Below are 26,656 nucleotides of genomic sequence, written 5' to 3' on the forward strand. Positions count from 1 at the left end.
TTTTGGTCCACTCTAGGTCAATCGAACGTTCTATTTTTTTTGATGTTTTCCACACGGAAAACATGTAGCCGGCATGTATTGCATGTAAGCAGGTTATGATGTAGATCGACAGGCGAAGCCCTTCGTTTGCGTTAAGATCAATGGTTACAAAGTCTGGTCGGTGGACCGAGAAAAAATTGCTCTCCATTTTAAGGATCGAGAGATCGAACCCCATTGCATGTGCTAAAAAACGACCGCCTATAAATAGTGATATACAGCCGATAAAAAAAACATAGGTATGTACTATCGTTCGATGAACGAGGACGCTCGATAGGATTAAGTATGCGAGCGTACCGATCATACCCATGGTTGACCAGGCTTCCGCCTCTTGCATGGTCAAGTTGAGTGGTGGACTGAACCAAAAAAATAAAAATAAAAGGGCCAACCCTAAGGAGGTCAACGCGATACTCCGGGGATCCGATAGCTTATTGAAAATGGTATGATTCATGCTCATGCTGTTTTTTCTGCGACGTCTGAAAGTGGTGGTATGATGCCATAGAGAGGTGTGCTTGAACGCGGGAATATTCAAAATAGTGCCAGCGCGCTCAGAATCGGGAAGCGGATCGTCCCCGAAAAGCACTTCGTGGGGGCTGTTGTGGCCTCCATCCGGTCTAGAGGTTCGGTTCTCGCCGCTGGCGCTTGCTGTATCCCCTCGATCTCAGGATGGTTATCGCTTCTTCGGAAATACCTAATATGTGTTTTCGTCAGAACCTGGCGTTGCAGCCCATCTTACTGTTGTTCGAGCGCAGTGAACTCAACCTTTACCGTATTTTGTTTGAACAGTTAGCAGCTTACGCTCGTGAATCATTAGGCCATAGATTTCGGTCTCGGCAGTATCTGGGGCCGCCAGAGATCAGTCGACAGGTCAATACCAAAGCATACAGATTAGCCAGTCTCTGATGGGGGCAGATCGGACTGACGTTCCTGAGCATAGTGAGCAGAGAATCTCGGCACTGCGGTGGACAAGTCATGGGTCACAGCGTTCGTCAGCGTTTGTCCTGGCTTGACTGTTGAGCCAGCTTGTACTCCTTCGGCACAATTGCCCTGCTGCCTGGTCTACAGGATCGCATCGGTAATCGCTGCAGCGTCCTGCGGATCCGACGCTGTCCGATTCAGGGTGCCATTTGCCTCGCCTCACTCCCGATGCTCTATCGAATAAGGTGTCATTCGGCTCTCGCTTCCCTCCCCACGCCAGCGCAGATTTTTATGTGTGGTGCAGGAAGTGGTTTTCTAGACATGGTATTAAGCGTATTTTTGCATGGGCGGTCTGGCATGGTGCGAGTCTGTTTTGGGTTTGGTTGACTCTGACCGGGACCTTGATAGTGGAGGCGGCAGCCACATTGAAAAGGCGAATTTTGCTAGGGGCAAGGATCTGTGAAGCATACCGCATCCATGTATCTCCGTATATATTACATCAATTGGGTGCGAATTTTATCGTCACATTGAAGATGTTGGTAATTGATCTGGTTTTTTTGTTGTTGGTTGCTTTGTATGTTGAGTTTAAAGGGGCTATTAGCTTAATTGTGGTCTATGTTAGAATGATGGTTTTAGGCGTGCGGCTTCATGTTTTAGGGCGGGAGTGTTGTGCGTAAAATTTATTTTAGCTGATTAGCTCCGGCTCTGTGGAGTTTAAACAGTAGGCAACGGGATTATTAATGAAATGCGAAAATATTTGTTGAGTCTTTCACGTCGGCGCAAGCGTACTTTGCAACTCGTTACCGACGTCCTGTTGGTCTGGTTGGCCTTGTGGATGGCATTTGTCGTCCGCTTGGGTATCGACGAGATGAGGAATCCATTTACGCAACACTTCTGGTTATTTATAGCGGCTCCGGTTATTGCGATCCCTCTTTTTGTTCGTTTTGGGATGTACCGGGCTGTGATGCGTTATTTTGGCAATGATGCTCTGATCGCAATCGTCAAAGCTGTCAGCCTTTCTGCGTTGATTCTCGGCGTGGTGGTGTACTGGTACAGCAACCATCAGCATGTCATCCCTCGCTCGATCATTTTTAACTACTGGTGGTTAAGCATGATGATGGTCGGTGGACTGCGCTTGGCCATGCGTGAGTATTTTCTAGGTGACTGGTTTACTGCGGCACAGCACGTTCCTTTCACCACTCGTGATAATGGATTGCCTTGCGTTGCCATTTATGGTGCCGGCGCCGCCGGTAACCAATTGGTTGCTGCCTTGCGCATGGGGCGGGTAATGCGTCCAGTGGCGTTTATTGATGATGATAAAAGCATTGCCGATCGGGTGATTTCCGGTTTGCAGGTGTACAAGCCCAAGCACATTCAGCGCATGATTGAGGCTACCGGAGCTGTAGAAATCCTGTTGGCGGTGCCTTCGGCCAATCGCGCTCGTCGACGCGAGATTCTGGGGTTTTTGGAAGGTTTTCCGCTGCATGTTCGAAGTGTGCCCGGCTTCATGGATCTTGCCAGTGGTCGAGTCAAGGTTGATGACATTCAGGAGGTCGACATCGCGGACCTGCTTGGCCGTGATGCAGTGCCAGCTCAGGAAGATTTACTCGAGCATTGCATCAGGGATCAAACGGTTCTGGTCACTGGGGCAGGCGGTTCTATCGGTTCCGAACTTTGTCGGCAGATTCTGGCGCTTCGTCCCACTACGCTTCTGCTTTACGAACACAGCGAGTTCAATCTATACAATATTCTTTCCGAGCTTGAGCAGCGTGTTGACAGAGAGTCGTTGGCGGTGCGCTTGCTGCCTATTCTGGGTTCCGTGCGTAATCAGCCTAAGCTCCTATCAGTCATGAAAAGCTGGCATGTCGAGACGGTTTACCATGCTGCGGCGTACAAACATGTACCTATGGTTGAACACAATATCGCCGAAGGTGTACTGAACAATGTGATCGGCACCTTAAATACCGCACAAGCCGCCTTACAGGCTGGTGTTGCAAACTTTGTCCTTATCTCTACTGACAAGGCGGTTCGTCCAGCCAACGTGATGGGCAGCACCAAGCGCCTGGCTGAAATGACGCTGCAGGCCCTCAGTCGTGAACTCGCCCCAGTACTATTTGGCGATCAAACCAATGTATCGCGGGTGAACAAAACCCGATTCACCATGGTCCGCTTCGGGAATGTGCTTGGCTCCTCGGGCTCAGTAATTCCGCTGTTCCATAAGCAGATAAAAACCGGTGGGCCACTAACTGTTACTCATCCCAAGATCACACGTTATTTTATGACTATTCCAGAGGCGGCCCAATTAGTTATTCAGGCTGGCTCAATGGGGAAGGGAGGCGATGTCTTTGTTCTGGACATGGGGGAGCCGGTCAGGATCGTCGAACTGGCCGAAAAGATGATTCATCTCTCCGGCTTGAGCGTGCGTACGGATAAGAACCCTCATGGTGATATCTCTATCGAGTTCACCGGATTGCGGCCCGGTGAAAAGCTTTACGAGGAGCTGCTGATCGGTGACAACGTCGTGGCGACCCGGCACCCGATGATCATGAGTGCCCACGAAGATATGCTTCCATGGGATATGCTCAAGTCCAAGCTGTATGAATTGATGGCTGCGGTTGAGAGTGATGATTACGTGCGTGTTCGACAAGTGTTGCGCGATACCGTAAGCGGTTACGCTCCCGACGGTGAGATCGTCGACTGGATTTACTTGCAACGCCGTATGGATCCCTGATCGTTACACACTTGGTAATGCCTGATTTTTGACAGGCAACCTCCATCATCTAGGTTTGAAAAGCAGCTTCGGAAAAGCTGCTTTCCTCATCACGATGTCATGGAGTGTCACTTATGCATACAGGCTTTCTCTCTTCCCTCGCTTTCGCCCTGCTGCTGGGTATCACTGGCGTGGTCAATGCTGCCCCGGCCGCGACCGCCAAGCCCGGCAAGCTCAGCCTCAACACGGCTGACGCTCAAACTATCCAGAGCGAACTCTCCGGCATCTGTGAAGCCAAAGCCTAGGCCATTGTTGCTTATCGTGAAGCGAACGGTCCCTTCTCTTCAGTGGATGAATTGCTTGAAGTCAAAGGCATAGGTGCGTATTTCGGCCCATCGTGACCGAACACCTAAGGCGTGACCGCTCATTTCGCTAACAACGTGACCGATTTTCCGCCTGTTCCGAAACAGCCGGTCACGTTGTTGGCGAAATGCCCTGCCCCTCATTGCGCATGACCTGACCCGCCGCCCTGCGTCCCATTTCGGGGAATCGAAGGACGGCGGGCAACGAGTAGCCATGCGTAATATCAAAAAATGCCTGCGCCTCAAGTTCGAGGTCGACCTGTCCCACGAGAAAATTGGCCGCGCCTTGCAACTGTCCAAGGGCGTCGTCAGCAAGTACATCAAGGCCGCGCGCGACACTGGCATCGAGTGGCCCGCGGCGGCGCTGCTGGACGAAGTGGCGCTCGGCACCGCCCTGGTGCCCGCCGCCAGAATCGTCCACACCCGCGGCGACCGCGTGTTGCCCGACGTCATCACCCTGAACCGCGAACTCCGTCGCAAAGGCGTGACACTGCAACTGCTGTTGGAGGAATACAACGCAGCCCATCCCGACCTGCCGACCTACCGCTACACCCAGTTCGTCGAGCACTACCGCAGCTACACCCGCACCCTCAAACGCTCGATGCGTCAGCAGCACCGCGCCGGCGAAAAACTGTTCATCGACTACGCCGGGCCGACGTTACCGGTAATTGACGCCGCCACCGGCGAGATCCACCCGGCGCACATCTTCGTCGCCGCCCTCGGCGCCTCGAACTACACTTATGCCTGTGCCACGCCGGGCGAGACCCAAGTCGGCTGGCTGACGGCGTTGAGCCAGGCCCTCAGCTACTTCGGTGATGTCCCTGAAATGATCGTCCCGGACAACCCGCGCGCCCTGGTTGCCCGGCCTGACCGTTACGAGCCGGGCCTGAATCGCGCGGCACTGGAGTGTGCTCGGCACTATGGCGCCATCATGCTCCCGGCGCGCCCGCGTAGCTGGATCGACTGGTGCGCAGCGCGTACCGAGTGGTGATGAAAAGCGAGTCGCTGCGACGTCAAAAGACGGAAGAAGAGGCGGCATCGTGACCGATGCGGTTAGAATTTAGACCCCGCGCCATGGGGGGGCAGAAATCGCTCACGTTGTTGGCGAAATGACCGGTCACGATGAGCAAAATACGCAGCATAGGCAAGTCGCTGCTCGACAATAATCGCGACAAGCTCGATATCAACTGAGTGGGCTTATTGGTAGAAGAGGCTGATCCAGTGATCGGCCTCTGGTGTTTGATCATTCCGAGGCTCGGTGCCAATTCAGTTTCCTGCCTCGCCCCTTTGAGTTGAATGAAACGGACTTGCCTTGAGGCTCGTTATCTCGCTGCTTGCGGTTTATGAGAAGACTGGCTTGACTGTTGATAGTCGATCTGTAAGTGACTCATCCCGGTGTGCCGGATGTGGAAGACTCTCTAGTGATTATGGATTGAATATTTCAGGGATTTTGAGCCAGATGATGATTTTGCTGTTGTGTGCGTTTGTGCTGGTCTTCTCATTATTGTTGACGGGGGTGTTACGTCGATATGCGCTGGCTCGCAGCTTGGTGGATATCTCAAATGGTCGTAGCTCGCACTCGGTTGCAACGCCCCGTGGTGGTGGTGTGGCGATAGTGCTCGGCTTCTTGATCGCTCTGCTGATTCTGGTCTGGGCTGGCATGATGCGCTGGCCGGTGTTTTGGGCTCTTTTTGCACCTGGTAGCGCTATCGCGATAGTAGGCTTCGTCGATGATCATAGGCATATAGCCGTTCGTTGGCGCTTATTCGCTCACTTTTGTGCCTCTTTTGGGATATTGCTTTGTTTGGGGGGGGCGCCAGCACTGAGTCTCTTTGGGGACGAGATCAATTTGGGATGGTTGGGTCATGTCTTGGCTGCCTTCTACTTGGTATGGATACTAAATCTCTATAATTTCATGGATGGAATTGACGGAGTCGCCAGCGTCGAGGCTATTTTTGTGTGCCTCAGTGCTTGTCTTGTCTATACGCTGGAAGGATACGAGGACTTGGTCTGGACTCCGCTGTGTCTGGCAATGGCGGTTGTCGGTTTTCTTTACTGGAATTTTCCACCTGCGCGCATTTTTATGGGGGATGGGGGGAGCGGGTTTTTAGGCATTATGCTGGGAGGGCTTTCTCTCCATGCGGCTTGGAGTTCGCCTCATTTGCTCTGGGTATGGCTGATTTTGTTGGGGGTCTTTATCGTAGATGCGACTTTTACGTTGGTGCGACGCTTGTTGCGCGGCGATAAGGTCTATGAAGCTCACCGTAGTCACGCCTATCAATTTGCTTCGCGCCAGGCTGGCCGTCACTTACCTGTGACTCTGGCTGTGCTCGGGATCAATGTCGTTTGGTTATTGCCTATCGGCTTGTGCGTCGGCTTGTCTGTACTGGACGGTCTCACCGGCATAGTACTGGCTTATACCCCTTTGATGTTTATCGCGGTCAGATTTCATGCGGGTGAGTTGGAGGTGCTTGATTAATCGGTTATCTCTTTGTAAATAGCTAGGCTCCGGGTGGCGAGATCGTTGCCTGGATTTGCCTGTCGCACCGGATGCATTCCTGATCGTTACACACTTGGTAATGACGCGTTTTTTGACAGGTGACCCTCATCATCTAGGTTTGGAAAACAGCTTCGGAAAAGCTGCTTTCCTCATCACGATGTCATGGAGTGTCACTTATGCATACAGGCCTTATCTCTTCCCTCGCTTTCGCCCTGCTGCTGGGCCTCACTGGCGTGGTCAATGCCGCGCCGGCCGCGACCGCCAAGACCGACTCGTCAACTCCCGCCTCAAGCCCGGCGGCGGCCACCGCCAAGCCTGGCAAGCTCAACCTCAACACGGCTGACGCTCAAACTATCCAGAGCGAACTCTCCGGCATCGGTGAAGCCAAAGCCCAGGCCATTGTTGCCTATCGTGAAGCGAACGGTCCCTTCTCTTCAGTGGACGAATTGCTTGAAGTCAAAGGCATAGGCAAGTCGCTGCTCGACAAGAATCGCGACAAGCTCGATATCAACTGAGTAGGCTTATTGGTAGAAGAGGCCGATCCAGTGATCGGCCTTTTCTCAAGATGCAAGGCCGCGTCTTACTCCACCTGATCCTTCAGGTGCGCCTTCGTCACCGCCAATATCTTCTGCGCCAACGCCTCGTCCTCGGCACTCCTGGATAGCACCAGTGCGCCCACCAGTGTCGCCAGCATCACAATGCTCTGATCCTGAGCCTCCGGACCCGAGCCCAGCGCTTCTTCCACCTGCCTGAGCCGCGACTCGATCACCGTATCCGTCGTCGGGCTCGGCTCTCCACGTTGCCCCAGCTCCAGGCACATGGTCGGTAGTGGGCAGCCGTGATCCGGGGTGTTCAGGTGCCACTCGGACAGATAGCTGTCGATGAAAGCCTGCAACGGTTTGTCCTGGCTGAACAGCGTGTCGCAGTGTACATCCAGCTCGGCCGCCGCCTCCTGCAGTGCCTTCTCGACCAATTCATCCTTGGATTTGAAGTGCGCGTAGAAGCCGCCATGGGTCAGCCCCAGCGCTTTCATCAGCGGCTGCAGGCCCGTTGCGCCAATACCATCACGTCGAAAGCGTGCCGCAGCTTCCTTGATGATGCGTTCATGGGTCTGGGCTTTATGGTCTTGCGAATACCGCATGGCGGGATCTCCAAATCGTCAGGCCATGATAACCGCGACTTATTGGCGTTCTGTCATGTTTTTTCGGATGCCATCGCATGAGGAGAAAAAAAGCTGAAATGCAGATGTGGCATGAATAGTGATTACCCATTGCTCTACGATTGTTGAACAATCCGAGGCGATGAGTATGAGTGTACAGCTGTCTTTGGCCGATCAGATTACCCTGGAGTTGCGCGCCGACATTATCGGCGGTCGCCTGTTGCCGGGCATGCCGCTGATCGAGAATGACTTGGTCAACGCCTATAACGCCTCGCGCAACACGATTCGCGAGGCGCTCCATCGACTCGACCAGGAAGGCCTGGCGCGCTATGTCCGTAACAAGGGGGTGATGGTGCGACGCCTGGGGCTCGATGAGGTGCGCGATCTTTTCCTGGTTCGCCGCACCTTGGAACTGCAGGCCATCGCCCACAGCAAGCCACTACGCGAATACCAGTCCGATCGCATGCTCGCAGCCATCGAGGCCGCCGAGCTGGCCCGCGAGCGCGAGGACTGGCGCGCCCTGGGCACCCACAGTCTGGCGTTTCACCAACATATCGTCGGCTTGATGGGCAGTCCTCTGTTTGATGAGTTCTTTACCAATATCGTCGCGCAGTTGCGCCTGGTGTTTTCCGTGGCCCCCGATGAACAGCGTTTTCAAGCACCCTGGCTGGCGCGTGACCGCTCTATCCACGACCTGCTCGCCGAGGGCGACAAGCCCGCCGCGGGGGAGGCGATGAGCCTGTATCTCGACGATTCCGAGCAGATGCTGCTCGATTTTCTAAGCCGCCCTTTCCATCACTGATCGAGGAGCTTGACCATGTATAAAGACTATCCCGCCGCCTATCAGGTCAGCAAAGGCTCGGCCTTGCAGGTGGACGCCGCGTTTTACCAGCGCATTCGCGAGGAAAAGACCGCCCGCACGTTGATCGAGCAGTTCGAGGTGCCGATCCGTACCGGGCGCGCCTGGAAGGTGCCGGCCGGCCATGCGTTCCGGGTGACCACGCCGGTCGGCCCGCAGGTCGGCGACTTCAACGTCTGGAATGCCAACGACCCGCGCGAGCGATTCTGGGCGGCTCGCACCCGTCAGTTGCAAGGTGCCCATGTCAGTACCCATGACCGACTCTGGTCGAACCTGCCATTCCTGCGTCCGCTGGTGACCATCACCGACGACAGCCTGGCCGGCTACGGCATCGACGAGCATGGCGGACGCCTGCACGATCTCCTGGGGACGCGCTGTGATCCGTATGTGAACAAGATGCTGACCGGGGAAGACTTCCACCATCACTGCCACTCGAACCTGACCCGCGCCGTCCTGCCCCATGGCTTGACCGAATTCGATGTCCACGATGTGCTGAACATCTTCCAGTGCACCGGGCTCAATCATGACGACATGTATTTCATGAAGGCCTGTCCGGCGCAGAAGGGCGATTATCTGGAATTCTTTGCCGAAATCGACTTGCTGTGCGCGCTGTCCACCTGTCCGGGTGGTGATCTTTCGCTGCCGATGTGGGGCCCCGAGGCGCAGGACCCGCTCAGTGTCTGTCGCCCATTGGGAGTGGAGGTCTATCGGCTTGAGCCATCATTGCTCGAAGGCTGGAGTCAGCCGGAACGAGCCGACTACAAAGGTCAGCATGGCTTGCATATCGCCAAGGCGGCCTGGGAGAAATAACCAACGAGAATGGGCGATCAGCGATCCTTCGCGTCCTGGGCGTCCATCTCGGCATTACGTTCCTCGACGCGCCGACGTTGTTCGTCGGTCAGTTCCACTTTGTTCGCGGTGTCGCGCAACATCATCAGTCCACCGACGATGGAGCCGATGGCGATGACCATGATCAACCAGGCATACCAGGGCATAAGGTTCTCCTTGAGGAGCCGTTTGCGGATGAGCATTTCATCCGCAAAAATTGGCCCTTACCATTTTGAGTCAAAAGACTTCTCCATGGTTCCATTGTAAGCCCGATCTGCCCGAATAGCCCTTAAAGTCCGGTCAGCATCGCATCGGCCGGGGCGGCGGCGCGCAGACGTCCGGTCACCAGGAAGTAGAGGAAGCCCGCGGCCATGAACCCGAGGAAAATCAGGCCGATCAACGTGTTGAACCAGGCCATCGCGATCAGGCACACCACTGCCAGCACCAGGGCAATCCCCGGAACGATCGGATAGCCCGGCGCACGGAAGCTGCGCTCCAGGTTCGGCTCGGTTTTACGCAGCTTGAACAGGCTCAGCATACTGATGATGTACATCACGATGGCGCCGAATACCGACATGGTGATCATCGCCGCCGTCAGGCTCATGCCCTGCAGGTTGACCAGCCCGTCACTGTAGATCGCCGCGATGCCGACCACGCCGCCGGCCAGGATCGCCCGGTGCGGAGTCTGGAAACGCGACAGTTTGGCCAGCGAGCGTGGCAGGTAACCGGCCCGGGCCAGGGCAAAGAACTGCCGCGAGTAGCCGAGGATGATGCCGTGGAAGCTCGCCACCAGGCCGAACAGGCCGATCCACACCAGCATGTGCATCCAGTTGGAGTTGTTGCCCACCACGGCTTTCATCGCCTGGGGCAATGGGTCGTTGATGTTCGACAGTTGGCGCCAGTCGCCGACGCCGCCAGCCATTACCATGACGCCGAGGGCCAGGAACACCAGGGTCAGGATGCCACCGACATAGGCTTTGGGAATGGTGCGCTTGGGGTCCTTGGCTTCTTCGGCGGCCATGGCCGCGCCTTCGATGGCGAGGAAGAACCAGATCGCAAAGGGGATCGCGGCGAAGATGCCGGGGATCGAGTCGATACTGAAGCTACTCGCGCCGGCCCAGCCGTTGAGCACGAAGTTGCTGAAGCTGAAGCCTGGCGCGACCACGCCCATGAATACCAGCAGTTCGGCGACCGCCAGCACGGTGACCACCAGTTCGAAGGTGGCGGCGATGCTGACGCCGAGGATGTTCAGCCCCATGAACACCACGTAGGCGCCGACGGCGGCGAGGCGCGGGTCGAGGTCCGGGTACTGGACGTTGAGGTAGGCGCCAATGGCCATGGCGATGGCCGGTGGGGCGAAGACGAATTCGATCAGGGTGGCAATCCCGGCGATCAGCCCGCCGCGTTCGCCAAAGGCCCGGCGGCTGTAGGCAAAGGGCCCGCCGGCGTGGGGAATCGCGGTGGTCAGTTCAGTGAAGCTGAAGATGAAGCAGGTGTACATGGTCGCCACCAGCAAGGTAGTGACGAGAAAGCCCAGGGTACCGGCGGTCCCCCAGCCGTAGCTCCAGCCGAAGTACTCGCCGGAGATCACCAGTCCGACCGCGATACCCCACAGGTGCAGCGTGCCCAGCGTGGGCTTGAGTTGTGTGTTCATGCGTTTCTCCCTGAACGGTTTGGATACGGCTCGAATCGGCTGATTGCAGCGGGCGTGCCAGTCGTCAGGGATAGGTCGTTATAGGCAAAAAGCTGTCGTATCGAGGACGTTTCGCCGATGTTCGCCAGGGTTTCGACTTGCTTTGGTGCGGGGGCGGGCGTTTATGGCGCATTGCGGCTAGATTTACCGATCACCGGGTCCCGGTCCGCCCCGGGTTCCGCTACAATGCGCGCCGATTTCGACTTGCCAGAGAGCCCGCCCATGTCCGCTTGCCAGACGCCTATCATCGTCGCCCTGGATTTCCCCTCCCGTGACGCCGCCCTGAAGTTGGCCGATCAACTGGATCCGAAGCTGTGCCGGGTCAAGGTCGGCAAGGAGCTGTTCACCAGCTGCGCGGCGGACATCGTCGGCACCCTGCGTGACAAGGGCTTCGAGGTGTTCCTCGACCTGAAATTCCACGATATTCCCAACACCACGGCCATGGCGGTCAAGGCGGCGGCGGAGATGGGCGTGTGGATGGTCAATGTGCATTGTTCCGGCGGCTTGCGCATGATGGCGGCGTGCCGCGAGGTACTGGATAAGCGCAGCGGGCCGCAGCCGTTGTTGATCGGCGTGACCGTGCTGACCAGCATGGAACGCGAGGACCTGGCCGGTATCGGCCTGGATGTCGATCCGCAAGTGCAGGTATTGCGTCTGGCGGCGTTGGCGGAGAAAGCCGGGATGGATGGCCTGGTGTGCTCGGCCCTGGAAGCCACCGCACTCAAGCGTGCCCATCCGGGCTTGCAACTGGTGACCCCGGGGATTCGTCCGGCGGGCAGCGCCCAGGACGATCAGCGTCGCATCCTGACCCCGCGCCAGGCGCTGGATGCCGGTGCCGATTATCTGGTGATCGGTCGTCCGATCAGCCAGGCGGCCGATCCGGCCCAGGCGCTGGCGGCGGTAGTGGCCGAACTGGCCTGATCATGAAGACCTTGTCGCGGACAATCGGTCGCCGCCCGATTGTCCGCGATGCGCTCTACCTGCAGAGGTGCCGGTTCAGACCTTCAACACCAGCTTGCCGAAGTTCTCCCCGCTGAACAGTTTCATCAGCGTCTCCGGAAAGGTCTCCAGGCCTTCGACGATATCTTCCTTGCTCTTGAGCTGGCCCTTGGCGATCCAGCCGGCCATTTCCTGTCCGGCGGCGGCGAAGCGACTGGCGTAGTCCATCACCACGAAACCTTCCATGCGCGCGCGGTTGACCAGCAGCGCCAGATAATTGGCCGGGCCTTTCACCGCTTCCTTGTTGTTGTACTGGCTGATGGCGCCGCAGATCACCACGCGTGCCTTGAAGTTCAGGCGGGTGAGCACCGCGTCGAGAATATCGCCCCCGACGTTGTCGAAATACACATCCACGCCTTTCGGACATTCGCGTTTCAGGCCGGCGCCAACGTCCTCGCTCTTGTAGTCGATGGCCCCGTCGAAGCCCAGCTCGTCGATCAGGAATTTGCACTTCTCGGCACCGCCGGCAATCCCGACCACCCGGCAGCCCTTGAGCTTGGCAATCTGCCCGGCGATGCTGCCGACCGCACCGGCCGCCCCGGAGATCACCACGGTTTCGCCGCCTTGCGGCGCGCCGACATCCAGCAGGGCGAAGTAGGCGGTCATCCCGGTCATGCCCAGGGCGGAAAGGTAGCGCGGTAACGGCGCCAGTTTCGGGTCGACTTTGTAGAAGCCTTTCGGCTCGCCGAGGAAATAATCCTGTACCCCCAGGGCGCCGTTGACGTAGTCGCCGACGGCAAAGCCCGGGTGGTTGGACGCTACGACTTTTCCGACACCCAAGGCACGCATCACTTCGCCAATGCCCACTGGCGGGATGTAGGACTTGCCTTCGTTCATCCAGCCGCGCATGGCTGGGTCGAGGGACAGGTATTCGTTCTTGACCAGGATCTGGCCCGCTCCCGGCTCGCCTACCGGAACTTGCTGATAGGTGAAGGTCTCGCGGGTCGCAGGGCCGACCGGGCGCTTGGCCAGCAGGAATTGGCGATTGTTCTGGGTGGTCATGGCAGGCACTCGAAGATCAATGAAGTCTTGTTGATAGACCCTCATCGGGCAGACGGCAAGTTTTTCAGCTGGGGCGAATAGGCTGTGATCCACTGTAATGATGAAAGGCCCCATGAACTTATCACTGCGATGCATAAGCCATTAACCGGCCTTCTGATAGTGCTGCCGTGACAGCCGGCCAGCTGGCTAGACTGCTCACACAACAGCCCTTTTGTATCGCATTGAGGACACAACCATGAGCATGACGTTTTCCGGCCAGGTGGCCCTGGTGACTGGCGCGGCGGCCGGCATTGGCCGGGCGACCGCCCTGGCGTTTGCCGCCGAAGGTCTGAAAGTGGTCGTTGCCGATCTCGACGTCGCCGCGGGTGAAGGCACGGTCGAACTGATCCGCGCGGCGGGCGGCGAAGCGCTGTTCGTGCGTTGCAACGTCACTCAGGAAGCCGATGTGCGCAACCTCATGGAGCAGGCTGTGAGCGCCTACGGACGGGTTGACTACGCCTTCAACAATGCCGGCATCGAGATCGAGAAAGGCAAGTTGGCCGACGGCACCCTCGACGAGTTCGACGCGATCATGGGCGTCAATGTCAAAGGTGTCTGGCTGTGCATGAAGTACCAGTTGCCGCTGATGCTGGCCCAGGGCGCTGGCGCCATCGTCAATACGGCCTCGGTGGCCGGGCTTGGCGCGGCGCCGAAGATGAGCATCTATGCGGCATCCAAGCACGCGGTCATCGGCCTGACCAAGTCGGCGGCCATCGAATACGCGAAGAAGAAAATCCGCGTCAATGCCGTCTGCCCGGCGGTGATCGATACCGACATGTTCCGGCGCGCCTATGAGGCCGATCCGAAGAAAGCCGAGTTTGCCGCGGCCATGCATCCGGTCGGACGCATCGGCAAGGTCGAGGAGATTGCCAGTGCCGTGCTTTACCTGTGCAGCGACGGTGCCGCCTTCACCACTGGCCATGCCCTGGCGGTGGACGGCGGGGCCACCGCGATTTGAGCTGTCGCTCGCTTCGCCCGCAACCGTAGCCGTTTTGAAAGGGACCCGCCTAATGGCGGGTTTTTTTATGTCCGTCGGTGTTGGAAATACGGTCGGCAGATTCGCTCCCGAGCGTCAGTTGCTGTCTCCGGCGCCCGGCGGGCGGGCCTTCCAGGGCGAAGGCGAGAGGCTTTTTGTGCAAGCAAGCCCCCCGGGCTTTTGTGTTTAACTGTTTAACGAGCAATAACAATGGGTTGGAGCGTCAAACACAATGGATTTGGAAATTGATCGGCAGGCGCTGGTTCCCGTCGTGCAGCAAATCGTCAACGCTGTGATCGAGTGGATTCGTTGCCATCGCGCGGGGCCTGGGACTCGCCTGCCATCCGTTCGACAGTTGGCCAAGGACAACTCACTCAGCCAGGCGAATGTCCTGGAAGCCTGTCAGCGGCTGGTGGCACAGGGGGTGCTGACGCCGCGCAACGGCTCGGCCTTTATTGTCTCGGACGCCCATGGCGATGTTCGGGACAGCGCTGAACCGCAGTGGTACGAAGGATTGGAAACGGACTGGGGGGCCTTCAGCGAGCATCCCCTGGGCGAGCTGAAGCTGGGCTGCGGCTGGGTGCCCGAAAGCTGGCGTGAGAGCGATGACATCGCCTATGCCATCCGCCAGGTCAGCCGCACGCAGATGCATGGGATGTTCAGCTACAGCACGCCCCTTGGGCTGCTGGCGTTACGTCAGCAGATCCAGAAACGCCTGGGACAAAAGGGCATCCCATGCGCGCCCGAGCAGATACTGACGACCCACGGGGTCACCCAGGCCCTGGACCTGCTGGTGCGCCAGTTGCTCAAGCCGGGTGATTGCGTGTTGGTGGAAACACCGGGCTACGCCAACCTGTACAAGCTGCTGGCACTACAAGGGGTCAGGTTGCTGGAGGTGCAGCGGACATCGTCCGGGCCGGACATGGAGCAATTGCGCAAGCTGTTGCAGCAGTACCGTCCGCGCTGCCTGTTCATCAACAGCCTCTATCACAACCCGACCGGCACCAGCCTGACCCTGGCGGTGGCCACGCAGTTGTTGCAGTTGGCGCAGGCCCATGACTTCCTGATCGTCGAAGACGCGATCTACAGCGATCTGCAAAGCGGGCCCGGCGTGCAGCTGGCGGCGCTGGATAACGCCCAGCGGGTGATCTACGTCGGCGGCTTTTCGAAAACCCTGAGCAGCTCGTTGCGGGTCGGCTTCATCCGCGCCCGGGGCGAACTGATCCAGCGTCTGGCGCAAATGAAGATGATCACCAGCCTCGGCGCCTCGCGTTTCGCCGAATGCGTGGTGGCCACGCTGCTGGCCAATGGCACTTATCGCAAGTTGGTGCAGCGCCTGCGCCAGCGCCTGAGCGTGGAGCGGGTCAGCACCCTGGATACCTTGGAGAGGACGGGCTGGGAGGTGTTCGCCGAGCCTGCCGGTGGCATGTTCATCTGGGCGCGCAGCCCGGGCTATCCGCTGGCCCAGGTCCTGACGCGCGCGCGCAAGCTTGGGGTGCTGCTGGCCCCGGGTGAGGCCTTTATGCCGCAAGGTACTTCCAGCGACTGGCTACGGATAAATGTGGCCTATGCTTCGGATCTGCGCGCGCAAAAGTTCTTCCGTTTGCTGGGTAGCGCCGAATCGACCTCGACCATTCTGAAAGCGACGCGGATGTAGCTTTTGGCCATTATTCCGGCGCCAAAGGCTTGTGCTTTACCCGTCCCGATTGCCAATCTGCATGAATCTTGAATGGGCGTGTGCACCTTCAGCATTCTAATCGGGGATTAAGCGCCATGATTTCTGCCGTGCAAGGACGTTTCGCCAACCTCGGTATGGCGAAGAAACTGGGTATCGGCTTTACCTTGGTCCTACTGTTGACCGGCCTGGTGGCGGCCATTGGTGTCTGGTCCTTGCAAACCATCAGCTTGCGCTTCGATGGGCTCAAGCAGATGTCGTCGCTTAACAGCCAATTGCTCCGGGTGCGTTTGCTCGAGCAGGAATACGCGCTGCATTCGGACCCCAAGACCGTCGATGCCCTGCACCAGGGCGTCGACGGCCTGGTGGCGCAGGCGCAGATCCTCAAGGCCCAATCGGCGGCCAATGTGCCGCTCATGACCGATGTCGAGCAGGCGCTGGGCGCCTACCGCAAGGCGTTCGACGAATTCGTCGAGTTGACCCAGACCAAGGACCTGGCACTGGAAATGGCCAGTTGGTCGGTTTCCAGCGTGGCCAACAACCTTGACGTGCTCCAGGCCGGGCTGTCCGACGACGGCACCTACGCCCTCAAGGACTCCCAGGGCAAGGACGGCAAGGAATTTGTCGAGCAGGCTGGCCAGGTCAGCCATGTCTCGCAGTTGATGTTGCAGGCGATGAACGAAGCCCGGGTGCGCCTGGACCAGAGCCGCAAAGGTGATGAAGAGAACGAGAACAAAGGCAAGATCGAGCAGGCTGACCAGGCCTTGGCCCAGGTCGAACAACTCAAGACCTCGGTCAAGGACCCTGGCTATCAGACAGTGCTGACCGAGGTCAGTGGCCACATTGCCAGCTTCGGTGAGAAGTTGACCGAATACACCGGCCTGCTGGAGCAGGAGAAAAAGGTTTACCAGCAGTTGCATGAGCGCGCGGCCCAGGTGGTGGCGCGGGTCAACCAGGCCTACGCCGCCGAAGACCTGTCGATGCAGGCCGAGCTTAAGAAGAATTCGCTGCTGATCATCGGCTCGTCCGCCCTGGCCTTGCTGGTCGGCCTGGTGGCGGCGCTGGTGATTACCCGCCTGATTGTCGCGCCGTTGCGCAGTGTCATCCTGGTCGCCCAGCAGATTGCCGCCGGTGACCTGACCGGTAAGGTCGAGGTCAAGCGCCGCGATGAAATCGGTCAATTGATGCTGGCCATGCAGCAGATGGGCGCGGGCCTGAGCGGTATCGTCAGCGGCCTGCAGGCGGGGATCGAGCAACTGGCGAACTCGGCGCATTCGTTGTCGGCGGTCACCGAACAGACCAACCTGGAAGTCAGCACCCAGAAGGAAGAAACCGAGCAGGTCGCCACCGCGATGAACCAGATGACGGCCACGGTGCATGATGTCGCGCGCAATGCCGAAGAGGCCGCCCAGGCGGCGCAGACCGCCGACGACAAGGTCGACAGCGGCCAGCAGGTGGTGCGCCAGAGCATGCAGCGGATCGAGCAGTTGGCGGACTCGGCCAGCTCGGCGAGCCAGAGTATCGAAAGCCTCAGCGCGGAAATCCAGAACATCGGCACGGTGCTCGGGGTGATCAAGAGCGTGGCCGAGCAGACCAACCTGCTGGCCCTCAACGCGGCCATCGAAGCGGCCCGGGCCGGTGAACAGGGCCGTGGTTTTGCCGTGGTGGCCGATGAGGTCCGCGCCCTGGCCAAGCGTACCCAGCAGTCCACCGAAGAGATCGAGCGGCTGGTCAGTGCCCTGCGCACGGCGGCGCAGACCTCGGTGCAGCAGATCCAGAGCAGTGGCGAACTGGTCAAGCTGGCGGTCAGCGATGCGTTGCAGACCGAGAGTGCGCTGGGCAGCATTGCCGCGGCGGTTTCGCTGATCCAGCAGATGAACCAGCAGATCGCCGCGGCGGCCGAGGAACAGAGTTCGGTGGCCGAAGAGATCAATCGCAGCGTGACCAGCATTCGCGCCAGTGCCGATCAGTCGGCGTTGGCGATGCAGGGTAACGCGGCGTCAAGCATCGAGCTGGCGCAGTTGGGGATGGAATTGAAGGGGATGGTCGGGCATTTCCGGATCTGATTGTCCCAAGCCTGGGGTGGCAAGCCTGTGGGTGCGCTGCTTGTGTGGGAACAGTGCTTGTGTGGGCGCGAAGCTTTTAGCGCCCTGAAGGGCCTCTTCGCGGGCAAGCACCGCTCCCACAGGTTGTATGTTGTGCTCAGGCCTTGCGCCAATTGAGGATCAGCAGCGTCAGCACCCCCGCGATGATCCCCCAGAAGGCCGATCCCACCGAAAACAGCGTGAATCCCGAAGCCGTCACCATAAAGGTAATCAGCGCCGCCTCCCGTTCCCTGGGCTCGTTCATGGCCAGACTCAAACCGTTCATGATCGAGCCGAACAGCGCCAGCGCCGCGATCGACAGCACCAGTTCCTTGGGCAACGCGGCGAACAGGGCCGCCAGCGTCGCCCCGAAGGTCCCGGCAATCCCGTAGAAAATCCCGCACCATACGGCGGCCGTATAGCGCTTGCTCTTGTCCTCATGGGCATGTGGCCCGGTGCAGATGGCCGCGCTGATGGCCGCCAGGTTGATCCCGTGGGAGCCGAAGGGCGCCAGCAGCAGCGAGGCGATCCCGGTCACGCTGATCAACGGCGACGACGGCACGTTGTAGCCGTCGGCGCGCAGCACGGCGATGCCGGGCATGTTCTGCGAGGTCATGGCCACCACGAACAGTGGAATACCGATGCTGATGGTCGCGGCCAGCGAGAACACCGGCGTGGTCCATACCGGCTTCGCTACCTCCAGGTTGAAACCGCTGAAATCCAGCAGCCCGAGCATTCCCGCCACGGCCGTGCCGACCAGCAGGGCGGTCAGCACGGCATAGCGCGGCGACAGGCGCTTGACGATCAGATAGCTGAAGAACATCCCCAGCACCAGCCCGGTGCGATGCTGCGCGGCAATGAATATCTCACTGCCGATCTTGAACAGGATGCCCGCCAGCAACGCCGCCGCCAGCGATGAGGGCAGGCGCTTGACCAGCTTCTCGAAACTGCCGGTCAGGCCGCAAATCGTCACCAGCACCGCGCAGGTGATGTAGGCGCCAATCGCCTCGCCATAGGTCACCCCGGACAGGCTGGTGATCAACAGGGCCGCACCGGGTGTCGACCAGGCGATGGTGATCGGCGTGCGATAGCGCAGGGACAGGCCGATACTGCAAATTGCCATGCCGATCGACAGAGCCCAGATCCACGAGGAAATCTGGCCAGTGCTCAGTCCCGCGGCTTGCCCGGCCTGGAACATCAGCACCAGGGAGCTGGTGTAGCCGGTCATCATTGCAATAAAACCGGCGACCACGGCGGAGGGTGACGTGTCGGCCAGCGGGCGCGGGCGTGCCTGGGTGATGTCGGTCATGGAGTGGCATTCCTTGTACTGGGAAACGGGCAATGGCAGTCCCGGTAGACTAAACGCAAAGGTGGACAGCGATTGCAATACAGCCACTGCGGCAAATAGCCGTACAGTCGTGTCGGCACCTGGCTTTGTGTACAATGTGCCAGGCTTTTATGCGCTACTTGTCAGTGACCCGCTGTGCCGTTCGCCAGTCGGGGTCCATTCGCCGCCGTCTCCGATCCGAGTGACCATGAACGAACAGTTGCAACCTCTCAAGAAACAACCGCGTGCCGGCAAGGTCGGTCGCACCGGGACCCAGGACGATATCGTCTACGCGCATATCTTCGAGGCGATTCTCGAACAGCGCCTGGCGCCCGGGACCAAGTTGAGCGAAGAAGCGCTGGGGGAGATTTTCGGGGTCAGTCGCACCATCATTCGTCGCGCCTTGTCGCGCCTGGCCCATGAAGGCGTGGTGCTGTTGCGTCCGAACCGTGGCGCGGTGGTGGCCAGTCCCAGTGTCGAGGAAGCCCGCCAGGTGTTCCTGGCCCGGCGCATGGTGGAGAAGGCGATTACCGAGCTGGCGGTATTGCACGCCACGGCCGAGGAACTGGCCCTGTTGCGGCAGATGGTCAACGACGAGCGCGACAGTTTTTCCCGTGGCGACCGTGGGGCGGGGATCCGCCTGTCCGGCGAGTTCCACCTCAAGCTGGCGGAGGCGGCGAAGAACGCTCCGCTGATCAGCTTCCAGCGCAGCCTGGTGTCGCAGACTTCGTTGATCATTGCCCAGTATGAAAGCGGCAACCGCTCGCACTGTTCCTACGATGAACACACCCAGTTGATCGACGCGATCGAAGCTCGGGACGCGGTGTTGGCGGTGGACCTGATGATGCGCCATATGGATCATATCGACAGCAAGCTCAACCTCGAGGAGGAAAGTGCCTCGGATGACCTGCATGCGGTGTTCTCGCACCTGATGCTGGCGAAGAAGCCGGGGCGGTCCGGGGCAAAACTCTGATCGGAAGCTGTTCTTCGAGCCAAGGATGATCTTGAGTCGAGCCAGGAGTTGTGGCGAGCGGGCTTGCCCGCGCTGGGCTGCGAAGCGGCCCTAAAGTCAGCGACTTCATTGTGTCAGGTAGAACGCAGTTACAGGTTTTAGGGCTGCTTCGCAGCCCAGCGCGGGCAAGCCCGCTCGCCACAGTGGTAGTATCGCCACAGTAGTAGTAGTAGTAGTAGTAGTAGTAGTAGTAGTAGTAGTAGTAGTAGTAGTAGTAGTAGTAGTAGTAGTAGTAGTAGTAGTAGTAGTAGTAGTAGTAGTAGTAGCGCCCTACAGCAGTGTGTAGTGCCGCAGCCCTTATCGCTGGTGCACCAGGTTCCCCGCCGCATAAGTCTGTTTCACCGTCCGGTCATCCCCCAGGGTCATCAACACGAACAAGGTCTCGGCAATGTTCCTGACCTGCTTCAGGCGATAGCTGAGCAGCGGCGTGGCGTGATAGTCCAGCACCAGGAAATCGGCGTCGCTGCCCGGTTGCAGGCTGCCGATCCGGTCTTCCAGGCGCAATGCCCGGGCGCCGCCCAGAGTCGCCAGATACAGCGACTTGAACGGGCTCAGCCGCGCCCCTTGCAGTTGCATCGCCTTGTAGGCTTCGTTCAGCGTCTGCAGGATCGAGAAGCTGGTGCCGCCGCCCACATCCGTACCTATGCCGACATTCAGCTTGTGCTTCTCCGCCATCGGCAAGTTGAACACGCCGCTGCCGAGGAAGAAGTTCGACGTCGGGCAGAACGCCACCGCCGAGCCGCTCTGCGCCAGGCGCGCGCATTCAGCGTCACACAGGTGCACGCCGTGGGCGAACACCGAGCGCTCGCCGAGCAGTTGGTAGTGGTCGTAGACATCCAGATAGCCCTTGCGCTCCGGGAACAGCTCCTTGACCCACTGCACTTCCCGCAGGTTCTCACTGATGTGGGTCTGCAGGTACAGGTCCGGGTATTCCCCCAGCAACTGGCCGGCCAGGGTCAATTGCTCTGGCGTCGAAGTCGGCGCGAAACGCGGTGTTACCGCATAATGCAGGCGACCCTTGCCATGCCAGCGCTCGATCAGCGCCTTGCTCTCCAGGTAGCCGGATTCGGCGGTGTCGGTCAGGTAGTCCGGCGCGTTGCGGTCCATCATCACCTTGCCGGCAATCATCCGCAGGTCGAGTTTCTCGGCGGCTTCGAAGAAGGCATTCACCGACTGTGGATGTACGCTGCCGAAGACCATTGCGGTGGTGGTGCCGTTGCGCAGCAATTCCTTGATGAAGATGTCCGCGACTTCCTCGGCATGGGCCGGGTCGGCGAACTGGCTTTCGCAGGGGAAGGTGTAGGTGTTCAGCCAGTCCAGCAACTGCTCGCCATAGGCGCCGATCATGCCGGTTTGTGGCAGGTGGATATGGGTGTCGATAAAGCCCGGGGTGATCAGGGCGTCGCGGTGGTGGACGATGTCAAGGTCGGCGGGCAGGGTCGGCAGCAACTCGCTGGCCGGGCCGAGGGCACTGATGCGACCGTTCTCGACCAGCAGCAGGCCATCCTCGAAATATTCATAGGAGGCCTCGATGCCGACCTCGGCCGGATCGGCGAGGCTATGCAGGAGGGCGGCGCGGAAGGCTTTGCGGGTCGAAGGCATGGTCTTTCTCAGTGTCTGGCCAGGCTGCGGCGCGAAGCCGGCAGCAGTTTGGCAATCGGTTCGGCGCTGGCGCTGTGCTGGCCGAAATTCGCGTTATAGGTGGCGATGATTTCGCCGGCGATGGAAATGGCGATTTCCATCGGCAGCTTGCCTTTGACTTCGGCCAGGCCCAGCGGGCAGCGCATGCGTTGCAGCACGCTGGCGTCGAAACCGCGTTCGCGCAGGCGGTGTTCGAACTTGACCCGTTTGCTCTTCGAGCCGATCAGGCCGAAGTAGGCGAAGTCGTTGCGCTTGAGGAGCGCGGCACTGAGCTCCAGGTCCAGTTGATGGTTGTGGGTCATGACGATGCAGTAGCTGCCGCCAGGCAGATCGTCGATTTCTTCCAGCGGTTCGTCGCTGACGATCTTGCGCACGCCGCTGGGGATCTGCGCGGGAAACTCCTGCTCGCGGGAATCGATCCAGCGCACCCGGCAGGGTAGGCTGGCGAGCAAGGGGACCAGGGCGCGACCGACATGCCCGGCGCCGAACACCGCGATCTGTGCCTGAGCCTGGCCCATGGGCTCGAACAGCAGCACCGTGGCGCCACCACAGCATTGGCCGAGGCTGGCGCCAAGACTGAAACGTTCCAGATGGGTGGTTTGCTGGCCGCTGACAAGCATGTCCCGGGCGATCTGCATCGCCTTGTATTCCAGATGGCCGCCGCCGATGCTGTCGAAGCTGCTGGCCGCGCTGACGACCATTTTCGAACCGGCATTGCGTGGCGTCGAACCGAGCTCTTCGATGATGGTTACCAGCACGCAGGGTTCGCCCTGGTTCCGCAGGTCGGCGAGGGCGCTGAGCCAGTTGTTCATAGACACCTCTCTGTTGTCTGTCCCGGCCTATTCGCGGGCAAGCTCCGCTCCGCCTTGACCCGCCGCATCTGCTCACAACCCCACAAGACCCGCTCCGGCGTCGCCGGTGCATCGATCTTCGGTTGCAGCCGATAATCCGCCAGGCTCGCCACCGCGTCCTTGAGCGCGCACCACACGGCAATCCCGAGCATGAACGGCGGCTCGCCGACGGCCTTGGAATGGAACACCGTGTCTTCCGGATTCTTGCGGTTCTCCACCAGTTTGACCCGCAGGTCCAGCGGCATGTCGGCCACCGCCGGGATCTTGTAGCTGGCCGGGCCATTGCTCAGCAACTTGCCCTTGGCGTTCCACACCAGCTCTTCCATGGTCAGCCAGCCCATGCCCTGGACAAAGCCGCCTTCCACCTGGCCGATATCGATGGCCGGGTTCAGCGAGGCGCCGACGTCATGCAGGATGTCGGTGCGCAACATCTTGTACTCGCCGGTCAGGGTGTCGATGATCACTTCGGCACAGGCCACGCCATAGGCGAAGTAATAGAACGGCCGGCCACGGGCCTGGCTGCGGTCGTAATAGATCTTCGGCGTCTTGTAGAAACCGGTGCTCGACAGTGACACCTGGGCGAAATACGCCTGCTGGACCAGTGCTTCGAACGTCAGGATCTGCTCGCGCACCCGCACATGGCCGTTGCGGAACTCGACATCCGCCTCGCTGACCTTGTAGTGCCGCGCGGCAAACTCCACCAACCGCTGCTTGATGATTCCGGCGGCGTTCTGCGCCGCCTTGCCGTTCAGGTCGGCACCGCTGGAGGCGGCGGTGGGCGAGGTATTCGGCACCTTGTCGGTATTGGTGGCGGTGATCTGCACCCGGTCGATCTCCACCTGGAATACTTCGGCCACCACCTGCGCGACCTTGGTGTTCAGGCCCTGGCCCATTTCCGTGCCACCGTGGTTCAGGTGGATGCTGCCGTCGGTGTAGACGTGCACCAGCGCTCCGGCCTGGTTGAGAAAACTGGCGGTGAAGGAGATACCGAACTTCACCGGGGTCAATGCCAGACCCTTTTTCAGCACCGGGCTATGGGCGTTGTAGCGGCGAATGGTTTCCCGCCGCTCGGCATACTGGCTGCTGGCTTCCAGTTCGGCGGTCATTTCCTCGAGCATATTGTGCTCGACGGTCTGGTAGTAATGAGTGACGTTGCGTTCGGTCTTGCCGTAATAGTTGACCTTGCGTACCGCCAGCGGATCGAGCCCCAGGTGCCGGGCGATGCTGTCCATCACCTCCTCGATGGCGACCATCCCCTGCGGGCCGCCGAAGCCGCGATAGGCGGTGTTGGAGGCAATATTGGTCTTGCAGCGATGGCCGTTGACGGTGACGTCGCCCAGGTAATAGGCGTTGTCGGCATGGAACATCGCCCGGTCGACAATCGATGCCGACAGGTCCGGCGAACAACCGCAGTTGCCCGCCAGTTCCAGGTTGATGCCGTGCAGGCGTCCGCTGTTGTCGAAGCCGACGTCGTATTCGATATAGAACGGGTGGCGCTTGCCGGTCATCAGCATGTCCTCGACCCGCGGCAGGCGCATCTTGGTCGGTTGCCCGGTCAGATGCGCCACCACCGCGCACAGGCAGGCGGGGCTGGCGGCCTGGGTTTCCTTGCCACCGAAACCGCCGCCCATGCGGCGCATGTCGACCACGATCCTGTTCATCGATACGCCCAGCACCTCGGCCACCAGCTTCTGTACTTCGGTGGGATTCTGCGTCGAGCAATAGACGAGCATGCCGCCGTCTTCGGTGGGCATCACCGAGGAAATCTGCGTTTCCAGATAGAAGTGTTCCTGTCCGCCGATATGCAGGCTGCCCTGGATCCGGTGTTCGGCGCTGGCCAATGCGGCGACCGAATCACCACGCTTGTGGGTGTGGCTGTCGACCACGAAATGGCGTTTGCGCAGGGCTTCGACCACATCCAGCACCGGCTCCAGGTCTTCGTACTCGATGATCGCGGCCATGGCGGCCTGGCGTGCGCTATCCAGGTCGCGGGCCGCCACGGCCAGCACCGGTTGGCCGACGAACTCGACGAGATCGATGGCCAGCAACGGGTCGCCCGGCAGCAGCGGGCCGATGTCCTTGAGGCCGGGAATATCCGCATGGGTAATGGCGATACGCACTCCCTCGAAGGCGTAGCAGGGCGCGGTGTCGATGCTGAGGATGCGCGCATGGGCACGGTCGGACATCCGGGCATAGACGTGCAGCTGGTTGGGAAACTCGAGGCGATCGTCGATATACACCGCCTCGCCGGTCACATGCTTGTCGGCGCTGTCGTGCTTGACGCTGCGCCCGACGCCGCTGCGCAGGTCGCGGGCGAACAGCTCGGCCATCTCGGCCTGGGTTTTTTCCATGGCATGAGCGTTAGACATAAGCGGTTACCCGAGTCTCGATGTGCGGTGTTTGCAGTTCGATGAAGTACTTGCGCAGCAGGTTGCGGGCACTGAGCAGGCGATATTCCTTACTGGCGCGCACGTCCGACAGCGGGCTGAAGTCCTCGCCCAGCGCCGCGCAGGCGCGTTCCAGGCTATCCGGGTTCCAGGGCTGGCCGAGCAGCGCGCGTTCGCAGGCCCTGGCCCGCTTGGGAATCGCCGCCATGCCACCGAAAGCGATCCGGGCCTCGGCAACGACACCGTTCTCGATGCGCAGATTGAAGGCCGCGCAGACCGCCGAGATATCGTCGTCCAGGCGCTTGGAAACCTTGTAGGCGCGGAACTGCCAGGCGGCACTGGCCCGCGGCACGCTGATGCTTTCGATGAACTCGCTGTCCTGGCGGGCGGTGACCCGGTAGTCGATGAAATAGTCCTCCAGCGCCAGGGTGCGGGTGCTATCGCCCTTGCGCAGGCGCAGTTGCGCATTCAGGGCGATCAACAGCGGTGGCGAATCGCCGATCGGCGAAGCGTTGCCGATATTGCCGCCGAGGGTGCCCTGGTTGCGGATCTGCAGTGAGGCGAAGCGTTGCAGCAGTTCGCCAAAATCCGGGTACTCGGCCTTGAGCACGGCGTAGCAATCGGAAAGCGCGGTGGCGGCACCGATTTCCAGGTGGTCATCGAAAGTCTTGATGCCCTTGAGTTCAGCCACGTTGCCGATGTAGATCAGCACCGGCAAGGTGCGATGAAGCTGGGTCACTTCCAGGGCCAGGTCGGTACCGCCGGCCAACAGGCGAGCTTGCGGGTAGACGTCGTAGAGCGCGGCCAGGTCGGCGACCGTCACCGGCACCAGGCAGCGCTTGTCGCCGCTGTTCAGTTCCGCGGTTTCGCTCGGTGCGATGGCTTTGAGGCGGGCGATGGTCTCGACTTCGCCGGCGTCGAACTGGTCGGCTGGCTTGTTGCGGCAGGCGCGCTCGGCGGCGGCCAGGATCGGCCGGTAGCCGGTGCAGCGACAGAGGTTGCCGGCCAGCGCCTCATGGGCCTTGTGGCTGTCCGGTGCGCTGCTGTTCTTTTGCAGGGCGAACAGTGACATCACGAAGCCCGGTGTGCAGAAGCCGCATTGCGAGCCGTGGCAGTCGACCATGGCTTGTTGCACGCTGTGCAAGCGGCCCTGGTGCTTGAGGTCTTCGACACTGATCAGTTGCTTGCCGTGCAACGCCGAGACAAAGGTCAGGCAGGCATTGAGGCTGCGATAGCGAATCCGATCCCGGCCCGTATCGTCACGCTGCAACTCGCCGACCACCACGGTGCAGGCGCCGCAGTCGCCGCTGGCGCAGCCTTCCTTGGTTCCGGGCTTGCCCAGGTGCTCGCGCAAGTACTCGAGCACCGTCAGGTTCGGGTCCAGGGCGTGCTCGCGACGGAGTTCCTGGTTGAGTAAAAACTGGATCACGGAAGGCCTCGCAGACTCATTATTGTTGTTGACCGGTCAGCAGAATCTAGTGATATCTGATTTTTCGGTCAACAAATATCTGACTTTAAAGTCAGGAAAATCTCGCGATTGAAAGCGCAGGGTGCTTTCTCCCAGTCTAGCCGCTGAAATAATTGCGGGATTCGTGCCA

Annotated in this window: 20 protein-coding genes and 3 pseudogenes; 13 read left to right on the forward strand and 10 right to left on the reverse strand. The window is 59.7% G+C overall.

Annotated elements, in window-relative coordinates; translation table 11 throughout:
* A partial coding sequence (locus PFEN_RS30805) for a hypothetical protein (RefSeq protein WP_224771046.1) occupies nt 1-493 on the reverse strand: 493 nt, incomplete at its 3' end.
* 1,206 nt (nt 494-1,699) lie between these two features.
* Between PFEN_RS30805 and PFEN_RS22040 the strand changes: the two genes are divergently transcribed.
* The 5 genes and pseudogenes from PFEN_RS22040 (at nt 1,700) to PFEN_RS22060 (ending at nt 7,041) form a co-directional block, all read left to right on the forward strand.
* On the forward strand, nt 1,700-3,685 hold the full coding sequence (locus tag PFEN_RS22040) for a polysaccharide biosynthesis protein (RefSeq protein WP_412071466.1): 1,986 nt from the start codon (nt 1,700-1,702) through the stop codon (nt 3,683-3,685).
* A 113-nt stretch (nt 3,686-3,798) separates the two neighbouring features.
* A pseudogene (locus PFEN_RS22045) lies at nt 3,799-4,065 on the forward strand (ComEA family DNA-binding protein).
* 175 nt (nt 4,066-4,240) lie between these two features.
* A pseudogene (istA, locus tag PFEN_RS22050) lies at nt 4,241-4,978 on the forward strand (IS21 family transposase); the annotation flags it as partial.
* A gap of 507 nt (nt 4,979-5,485) precedes the next feature.
* Nucleotides 5,486-6,505, forward strand: a complete 1,020-nt coding sequence (locus PFEN_RS22055) for an MraY family glycosyltransferase (RefSeq protein WP_191488825.1) — start codon at nt 5,486-5,488, stop codon at nt 6,503-6,505.
* A gap of 197 nt (nt 6,506-6,702) precedes the next feature.
* A complete protein-coding gene (locus PFEN_RS22060) occupies nt 6,703-7,041 on the forward strand; it encodes a ComEA family DNA-binding protein (protein WP_191488826.1) in 339 nt (112 codons plus the stop codon).
* A 65-nt stretch (nt 7,042-7,106) separates the two neighbouring features.
* Here the strand turns inward: PFEN_RS22060 and PFEN_RS22065 are convergent, their stop codons facing one another.
* Entirely contained in the window at nt 7,107-7,667 is a 561-nt protein-coding gene (locus PFEN_RS22065) for a TetR/AcrR family transcriptional regulator (RefSeq protein WP_191488827.1), read from the reverse strand.
* A gap of 166 nt (nt 7,668-7,833) precedes the next feature.
* Between PFEN_RS22065 and PFEN_RS22070 the strand changes: the two genes are divergently transcribed.
* Together PFEN_RS22070 and PFEN_RS22075 are read left to right on the forward strand one after the other, a co-directional pair.
* A complete protein-coding gene (locus tag PFEN_RS22070; RefSeq protein WP_191488828.1) occupies nt 7,834-8,487 on the forward strand; it encodes a GntR family transcriptional regulator in 654 nt (217 codons plus the stop codon).
* A gap of 15 nt (nt 8,488-8,502) precedes the next feature.
* The gene (locus PFEN_RS22075) at nt 8,503-9,354 is read left to right on the forward strand and encodes an urea carboxylase-associated family protein (protein WP_191488829.1); all 852 of its coding nucleotides are present in this window, start codon (nt 8,503-8,505) and stop codon (nt 9,352-9,354) included.
* 17 nt (nt 9,355-9,371) lie between these two features.
* On the opposite strand, the gene PFEN_RS22080 is transcribed toward PFEN_RS22075, so the two are convergent.
* Nucleotides 9,372-9,539, reverse strand: a complete 168-nt coding sequence (locus tag PFEN_RS22080; RefSeq protein ID WP_191488830.1) for a DUF2897 family protein — start codon at nt 9,537-9,539, stop codon at nt 9,372-9,374.
* A gap of 122 nt (nt 9,540-9,661) precedes the next feature.
* Nucleotides 9,662-11,026 carry an ethanolamine permease gene (eat, locus tag PFEN_RS22085; protein WP_191488831.1) on the reverse strand — a complete coding sequence of 455 codons (1,365 nt, stop codon included), beginning with the start codon at nt 11,024-11,026 and terminating at the stop codon, nt 9,662-9,664.
* Between the two features lie 261 nt (nt 11,027-11,287).
* Here eat and pyrF point away from each other — a divergent pair, with 261 nt between their 5' ends.
* Complete coding sequence (pyrF, locus tag PFEN_RS22090; protein WP_191488832.1) at nt 11,288-11,986, forward strand: orotidine-5'-phosphate decarboxylase; 699 nt, start codon at nt 11,288-11,290, stop codon at nt 11,984-11,986.
* 75 nt (nt 11,987-12,061) lie between these two features.
* On the opposite strand, the gene PFEN_RS22095 is transcribed toward pyrF, so the two are convergent.
* On the reverse strand, nt 12,062-13,066 hold the full coding sequence (locus tag PFEN_RS22095) for an NADP-dependent oxidoreductase (protein ID WP_191488833.1): 1,005 nt from the start codon (nt 13,064-13,066) through the stop codon (nt 12,062-12,064).
* Between the two features lie 235 nt (nt 13,067-13,301).
* Here PFEN_RS22095 and PFEN_RS22100 point away from each other — a divergent pair, with 235 nt between their 5' ends.
* The 4 genes and pseudogenes from PFEN_RS22100 to PFEN_RS31585 all read left to right on the forward strand — a co-directional run bounded on the left by PFEN_RS22100 (nt 13,302) and on the right by PFEN_RS31585 (nt 17,822).
* Nucleotides 13,302-14,063, forward strand: a complete 762-nt coding sequence (locus PFEN_RS22100) for an SDR family oxidoreductase (RefSeq protein ID WP_191488834.1) — start codon at nt 13,302-13,304, stop codon at nt 14,061-14,063.
* 250 nt (nt 14,064-14,313) lie between these two features.
* A complete protein-coding gene (locus PFEN_RS22105) occupies nt 14,314-15,738 on the forward strand; it encodes a PLP-dependent aminotransferase family protein (RefSeq protein WP_191488835.1) in 1,425 nt (474 codons plus the stop codon).
* Nucleotides 15,739-16,736: 998 nt separating this feature from the next.
* Nucleotides 16,737-16,913: pseudogene (locus PFEN_RS31580) on the forward strand (HAMP domain-containing protein); the annotation flags it as partial.
* A 204-nt stretch (nt 16,914-17,117) separates the two neighbouring features.
* The gene (locus tag PFEN_RS31585; protein ID WP_412071467.1) at nt 17,118-17,822 is read left to right on the forward strand and encodes a methyl-accepting chemotaxis protein; all 705 of its coding nucleotides are present in this window, start codon (nt 17,118-17,120) and stop codon (nt 17,820-17,822) included.
* Between the two features lie 136 nt (nt 17,823-17,958).
* Here the strand turns inward: PFEN_RS31585 and PFEN_RS22115 are convergent, their stop codons facing one another.
* Nucleotides 17,959-19,149 (reverse strand): benzoate/H(+) symporter BenE family transporter, encoded by a 1,191-nt coding sequence (locus PFEN_RS22115; RefSeq protein ID WP_191488837.1) that lies wholly within the window; start codon nt 19,147-19,149, stop codon nt 17,959-17,961.
* A 226-nt stretch (nt 19,150-19,375) separates the two neighbouring features.
* Here PFEN_RS22115 and PFEN_RS22120 point away from each other — a divergent pair, with 226 nt between their 5' ends.
* On the forward strand, nt 19,376-20,140 hold the full coding sequence (locus PFEN_RS22120; RefSeq protein WP_191488838.1) for a GntR family transcriptional regulator: 765 nt from the start codon (nt 19,376-19,378) through the stop codon (nt 20,138-20,140).
* 336 nt (nt 20,141-20,476) lie between these two features.
* On the opposite strand, the gene guaD is transcribed toward PFEN_RS22120, so the two are convergent.
* Genes guaD through xdhA form a run of 4 tightly spaced genes read right to left on the reverse strand, consistent with a single transcriptional unit; the run spans nt 20,477 to nt 26,487 of the window.
* A complete protein-coding gene (gene guaD / locus PFEN_RS22125) occupies nt 20,477-21,781 on the reverse strand; it encodes a guanine deaminase (protein ID WP_191488839.1) in 1,305 nt (434 codons plus the stop codon).
* Nucleotides 21,782-21,789: 8 nt separating this feature from the next.
* Nucleotides 21,790-22,632 carry a xanthine dehydrogenase accessory protein XdhC gene (xdhC, locus tag PFEN_RS22130; RefSeq protein WP_191488840.1) on the reverse strand — a complete coding sequence of 281 codons (843 nt, stop codon included), beginning with the start codon at nt 22,630-22,632 and terminating at the stop codon, nt 21,790-21,792.
* Nucleotides 22,629-25,040 (reverse strand): xanthine dehydrogenase molybdopterin binding subunit, encoded by a 2,412-nt coding sequence (gene xdhB / locus PFEN_RS22135; RefSeq protein WP_191488841.1) that lies wholly within the window; start codon nt 25,038-25,040, stop codon nt 22,629-22,631. The genes xdhC and xdhB overlap by 4 nt, the downstream gene beginning before the upstream one ends.
* The gene (xdhA, locus tag PFEN_RS22140; RefSeq protein WP_191488842.1) at nt 25,033-26,487 is read right to left on the reverse strand and encodes a xanthine dehydrogenase small subunit; all 1,455 of its coding nucleotides are present in this window, start codon (nt 26,485-26,487) and stop codon (nt 25,033-25,035) included. The genes xdhB and xdhA overlap by 8 nt, the downstream gene beginning before the upstream one ends.
* Between the last annotated feature and the right edge of the window lie 169 nt (nt 26,488-26,656).

Source organism: Pseudomonas sp. FEN, from assembly GCF_904067045.1.
In the GTDB taxonomy this organism is placed as follows: domain Bacteria; phylum Pseudomonadota; class Gammaproteobacteria; order Pseudomonadales; family Pseudomonadaceae; genus Aquipseudomonas.